General features: G+C 39.8%; 5 protein-coding genes. 3 read left to right on the forward strand and 2 right to left on the reverse strand.

Annotation, left to right across the window (positions count from 1 at the left end; all coding sequences use genetic code 11):
* Positions 1 to 391: 391 nt before the first annotated feature.
* Together H6G69_RS33285 and H6G69_RS33290 are read right to left on the reverse strand one after the other, a co-directional pair.
* A complete protein-coding gene (locus H6G69_RS33285; protein WP_190693985.1) occupies positions 392 to 787 on the reverse strand; it encodes a hypothetical protein in 396 nt (131 codons plus the stop codon).
* 304 nt (positions 788 to 1,091) lie between these two features.
* Entirely contained in the window at positions 1,092 to 1,331 is a 240-nt protein-coding gene (locus H6G69_RS33290; RefSeq protein ID WP_190693986.1) for a hypothetical protein, read from the reverse strand.
* 86 nt (positions 1,332 to 1,417) lie between these two features.
* Here H6G69_RS33290 and H6G69_RS33295 point away from each other — a divergent pair, with 86 nt between their 5' ends.
* From H6G69_RS33295 to H6G69_RS33300, 3 genes are all read left to right on the forward strand, one after another.
* Positions 1,418 to 1,663, forward strand: coding sequence for a DUF433 domain-containing protein (locus tag H6G69_RS33295; RefSeq protein WP_190693987.1), 246 nt, complete (start codon positions 1,418 to 1,420; stop codon positions 1,661 to 1,663).
* Positions 1,664 to 1,678: 15 nt separating this feature from the next.
* Positions 1,679 to 1,801 carry a hypothetical protein gene (locus tag H6G69_RS34620; protein WP_277883512.1) on the forward strand — a complete coding sequence of 41 codons (123 nt, stop codon included), beginning with the start codon at positions 1,679 to 1,681 and terminating at the stop codon, positions 1,799 to 1,801.
* A gap of 235 nt (positions 1,802 to 2,036) precedes the next feature.
* The gene (locus tag H6G69_RS33300; protein WP_190693988.1) at positions 2,037 to 4,970 is read left to right on the forward strand and encodes a HEAT repeat domain-containing protein; all 2,934 of its coding nucleotides are present in this window, start codon (positions 2,037 to 2,039) and stop codon (positions 4,968 to 4,970) included.
* Positions 4,971 to 5,245 lie beyond the last annotated feature (275 nt).

The following is a 5,245-nucleotide window of genomic DNA, read 5'->3' on the forward strand; positions in this document are numbered from 1 at the left end:
TTCGAGTTCTGTCAAAGAGATTGTTGTAGTGACCCATGCTACGAAGCGGTCTATGATGACCAAGGTTGGGACGGTCTACTACTTCTCTTAAGATACAAGGTTGGGTGGAGGAACGGAACCAAACATTCACGCATACTTTGTTGGGTTACGCTATCGCTACACCCAACCTACTATTCTCTTAACTGAACTGTATTGAATTTTAGGGTTGTCACAAAGACAAATTATCTTGAATGAGAGTAATATTTGTCATATCAATTAACAAAATTGTTTGAGAGTTTGTATTCGAGCAAAAATTATATCCCCAACTTCTTCAAGAAATCGGGGATATTTTTGTGAACAGAAATTTTGGCTGGGTTATTGCTTACAATTAAAACAATCTATGAAAGTAAATTTAGGAGTTTTCAACTGTAGTATTAGGGGTTTCTTGTGTGCTGGCTTTTAAGCGACTGATAGAACTTCTGCGAACACGTTCACTTTTGCGAACACCGCCTGCCATTTCATATTCAACACTGTCCTTACCGTATTTAAAAGCAACCCCAATCAACATCTTATCATTTAATTCACCTAAAAGTTTTTCTAACTTTTCCATTTCCAGCTTAGTGGAATCTATCGCAACAAGAGCAGTATTATAAGCATTAAGTTTAGCGCGATATTGCTCAATTAATTGAATCATATTTTGTAGATTGCGATTATCGCCAAAATCCATGTTAGGGTCAATCGCCTTCAATCCAGATACTCTCAACTCAGCTTTTTCGACAATGCGAGATGTGCGTCTTTTTTGAGACATAATTATTTGCTTAATAAATCTTACTAAAGCTAGTGTGTCTTAATTTGCCTAAATTCCGCGTCAGTATATTTGACAAAATCTGGTGGTGTTTAAATTTTGTCTATCAGTAATATCTCTACTCAAAATAAGTGCGAGAGTAGAGAGAATAAAAGCTAGAAATATATATTTTGTTTAGATGTCAATGACTGGATTTATTGTCCTAACGACGGAATCTTTTGTCCTAACGACAGAATCTTTTGTCTTAACGACAGAATCTTTTGTCCTAACGACGGAATCTTTTGTCCTAACGACAGAAACTTCTGTACTAACGACAGAACCTTTGTTGATTTCGTTCTTCTCGCATTTGATAAATTATTTGGTCAATATCTGGCTCAAAGGGTTGACCATTATATCTTTGTTGGATAGCTTGAGCATTAGTTAAAATTCTGGTACGTAAATCTTGCCAATTAGATTTATTTGCTAACTTTTGCTTCAGTAGTTCTTGTTCTTCAACAGATAAAGCTTTGATGGCATTAACTAAAGATTCAACAAGCTGAATGTTCATAAAGTTCTGTACTACACTACTAAAGTAGTTATTTTGTTGATTAGCATTTTTCTGCTGATTGTTAACTAAATTAACACATCTTGATTATGGACTGGCGACAATATATTCATTCTGACCCCAAAATCTTATTAGGCAAACCTACAGTAAAAGGTACGCGATTATCTGTAGAATTTATACTTGGTTTACTTGCTAATGGTTGGACGGTACAGCAAGTTTTAGAGAACTATCCAACTTTGACACCACAAGCGGTGCAGGCTGTGTTTGTCTTTGTGGCTGAGTGTATGCAAGAGGAATCTTTGTATATGCTACCTTTTGTATCTGAGTCAGCATGATGCGATTTTTAGCAAATGAAAACACCAGAAGAGCCAGCACAACTTTTATTAGATTTATTGAATGTTACAGGATTAGTTTTAGAAGGATATTTTACAGTTTTTGAGCGTACACAATTGCGTCAGCGTCCTTTGCCTTAATAGGATCAGGACTGACGCATGAAAACAAAAAATCAAGGGTTTGGATAAGGGGGCAAAGGTTTAGGGGTTTGGGGTGTATTTATCTAAAACCTTTACACCCCAAACCCCACACCCTTACATCCAGCCTCCACAGACAATCTTTGTGCGTAAGTCCTAATTTAAGTTAAATTGCGTAATTTAACGCTAAAACCGTGTATTTCTAAATAAATAGGATGCACCTAAATTAAAGTAGCACATGGAACCTTTAACCACTGCGGCGATATCTGACAACCAGCCGCCTCACGTCTACGCACTTGGTTTTGTAGCCACCACTAAAACCTTAAAAAAAACGGGTAAGAAAACAGTTAATAGATTATTAGCTGTGGGTGCAGTTTCTTTCTCTTGCCTGTGGTTGTCTGTAGTGCCAATGGGTGAGGGATGGGCGCAAACTAGCAAAGATGTAAAAATTTCTACCTATATTCAACAGTTAAAAGACAAAGATGCAAGTGTTCGCTACACTGCTGCTGATGCCCTGGGGAACATGAGAGGAGAAGCAAAGGCGGCGATTCCCGCTTTGCTCAAGGCTTTGCAGTCTGACACAGATGCAAATGTTCGCTACAAAGCTGCTAATGCCCTGGGGAACATGAGAGAAGAAGCAAAGGCGGCGATTCCCGCTTTGATCAAGGCTTTGCAGTCTGACACAAATGCAAATGTTCGCTACTATGCTGCTGATGCCCTGGGCAAGATGGGAGGAGAAGCAAAGGCGGCGATTCCCGCTTTGCTCAAGGCTTTGCAGTCTGACACAGATGCAAGTGTTCGCTCCAATGCTGCTGATGCTCTGGGAAACATGAGCGGAGAAGCAAAGGCGGCGATTCCCGCTTTGATTAAAGCTTTGCAGTCTGACACAGATGCAAGTGTTCGCTCTAATGCTGCTAATGTCCTAGGAAACATGGGAGGAGAAGCAAAGGCGGCGATTCCCGCTTTGCTCAAGGCTTTTCAGTCTGACACAGATGCAAGTGTTCGCTCCAATGCTGCTAATGCCCTGGGCAAGATGGGAGGAGAAGCAAAGGCGGCGATTCCCGCTTTGCTCAAGGCTTTGCAGTCTGACAAAGATGTAAGTGTTCGCTTTTATGCTGCTGCTGCCCTGGGGAGGATGGGAGGAGAAGCAAAGGCGGCAATTACCGCTTTGATTAAGGCTTTGCAGTCTGACAAAGAAGCAAATGTGCGCTACACTGCTGCTGCTGCCCTGGGAAACATGGGAGGAGAAGCAAAGGCGGCGATTCCCGCTTTGCTCAAGGCTTTGCAATCTGACAAAGAAGCAAGTGTTCGCTTCTCTGCTGCTGATGCCCTGGGAAAGATGGGAGAAGAAGCAAAGGCGGCGATTCCCGCTTTGCTCAAGGCTTTGCAATTTGATCAAGATCAAGATGTTCGCTACTATGCTGCTGCTGCTTTAGCAAGAATAGGTGAAAGCTTTCAAGACAAAGCTGGTACTATGCCTTTTGCAGAGTTAGACAAAGCCATAGCAGATTTAGAAAAGATACTCAAAGCTTTAAAAAATAGTAAAGATAAAAATTTAGAAGACAGCATTGCCTCTATCACTCGCTCGCTTGATGCCTTAAAAACCAAAAGACAATCGCGCCTTCTTGACAGAACTTTAGAATGGATGGCAAAACACCCTTGGGTAACAGGCGGATTAATTTACATTATCTTCTTCCCTTCCCTCTGGCTCATCTTATTACAAGTGCGTCCTTTGTGGATATTAAACGTTAACAACGCCCTCAAACCTTTATCTAGTTTTAAATTACCCGATGCCTTTGGCGGTTTAACTTTCCCTATCCGCACATTATTATTTATTGAGTTCTTTAACTATCATCCCAAAGTCCTGGATGCTTGGGTAGAAAAACGCCTCACCTCTGCCAAGCAAGGATTTAACAAAAAGAAAACAGTCACAGAACGTTCTGTTTACGTTCCCATTCCCGTAATTTTAGATAACAACAATCTCGCACAATTCACAGCCACAGATTTACAACCAATATTTAACCAAAAACGCGCAACATTATTAATTTGGGGAGAAGGTGGTGCAGGTAAAACTAGTCTGGCTTGTACTTTGGCACAATGGGCAATGAGTGACAATGAAACTCAACGCCTTGCTAAACACCGGATGTTACCAGTGTTAATTGAACAAGAATTAGAGCATCCCTTAAAAGAAACCATCGGCGGACAATTACAAGCACTAATTAGTGAAGCTCAAGCAATTGACAATGAATTATTAACAAACTTACTCCGTCAACGCCGCATCTTAGTTATAGTAGATCACTTGTCAGAAATGGGTGAAGCGACACGCAACAAAATTCATCCAGCCGAAACAGATTTCCCAGTAAACGCTCTCATTGTTACTTCTCGCTTAGAAGAAAAACTAGACGAAGTACCTAAAACCACAATTCAACCGTTGCGCGTTGCTGGTGATAAACTCTCATCTTTTATGGAAGCTTATTTAACCCAACGTCGCAAACGTGATTTGTTTACCGATGTGGAATATTTTGATGCTTGTCGTCGTCTTTCATTAATGGTAGGACAACGCAATATTACTGTATTGCTGGCAAAACTCTACGCCGAACAAATGATTGCGACAAAAGAAGGAACAGCGATTGATTTACCAGAAAATATTCCTGATTTAATGCTGGCATATATTAATGAACTAAATCGAGATAGATTAGCAACTGAACCAAATAATCGCATTGTTCAAAGAGATGCTCAAGTAATTGCTTGGCAATGTTTAAAAACAACATTTCGTCCTACATCTGCCAAATTAGAAGATGTTTTAACCGCCCTTGATGACAGCGACACAGCGCCAGAACGGTTACAATTTTTAGAAAAACGTTTGCGATTAATTCAAACAATCGGTGCAGCCCAAGATAAAATCCGCTTGGCATTAGATCCATTAGCAGAATATCTCGCTGGTTTATATTTAATAGATACCTACGCTTCAGATACAACATCTTGGCAAGATTTTCTCACTCAAGTTAACGCGATATCAGATATTGAATTAATTAAAGGTTTTTTGTTAGCAGTGCGAGATTGTTGTTTAGCAAAAGGTAAAGAAGCAGGAGTTCCTGATTTTGTAGCGGATGAATTAGCATTGAAGACTGGTTTAACTACACCAACACCTGCGGTATTAATTAATTCGTAGTTTAGGTATAGGTTGGGTGCAATGAAATGGTATAACCCAACATCCGAGCATATTTTGTTGGGTTACGCTATCGCTACACCCAACCTACTATTCTTTTAACTTTGAAAAAGATGAAAGTATTAATATTGTCCGAATTATCTATGCAGGGCAAGATATAAAAAATATTTTATACCAATTTAATATGAAGCTGCATAGAATAGAGCTTCCAGGATAAAGTTATAAGAAGACACAGAAATTACCTGCTCAAATGTGAGTTGGTCAAAGATTTCTTGGAT

Source organism: Nostoc sp. FACHB-110 (assembly GCF_014697425.1).
Classification (GTDB): Bacteria; Cyanobacteriota; Cyanobacteriia; order Cyanobacteriales; family Nostocaceae; genus Nostoc_B.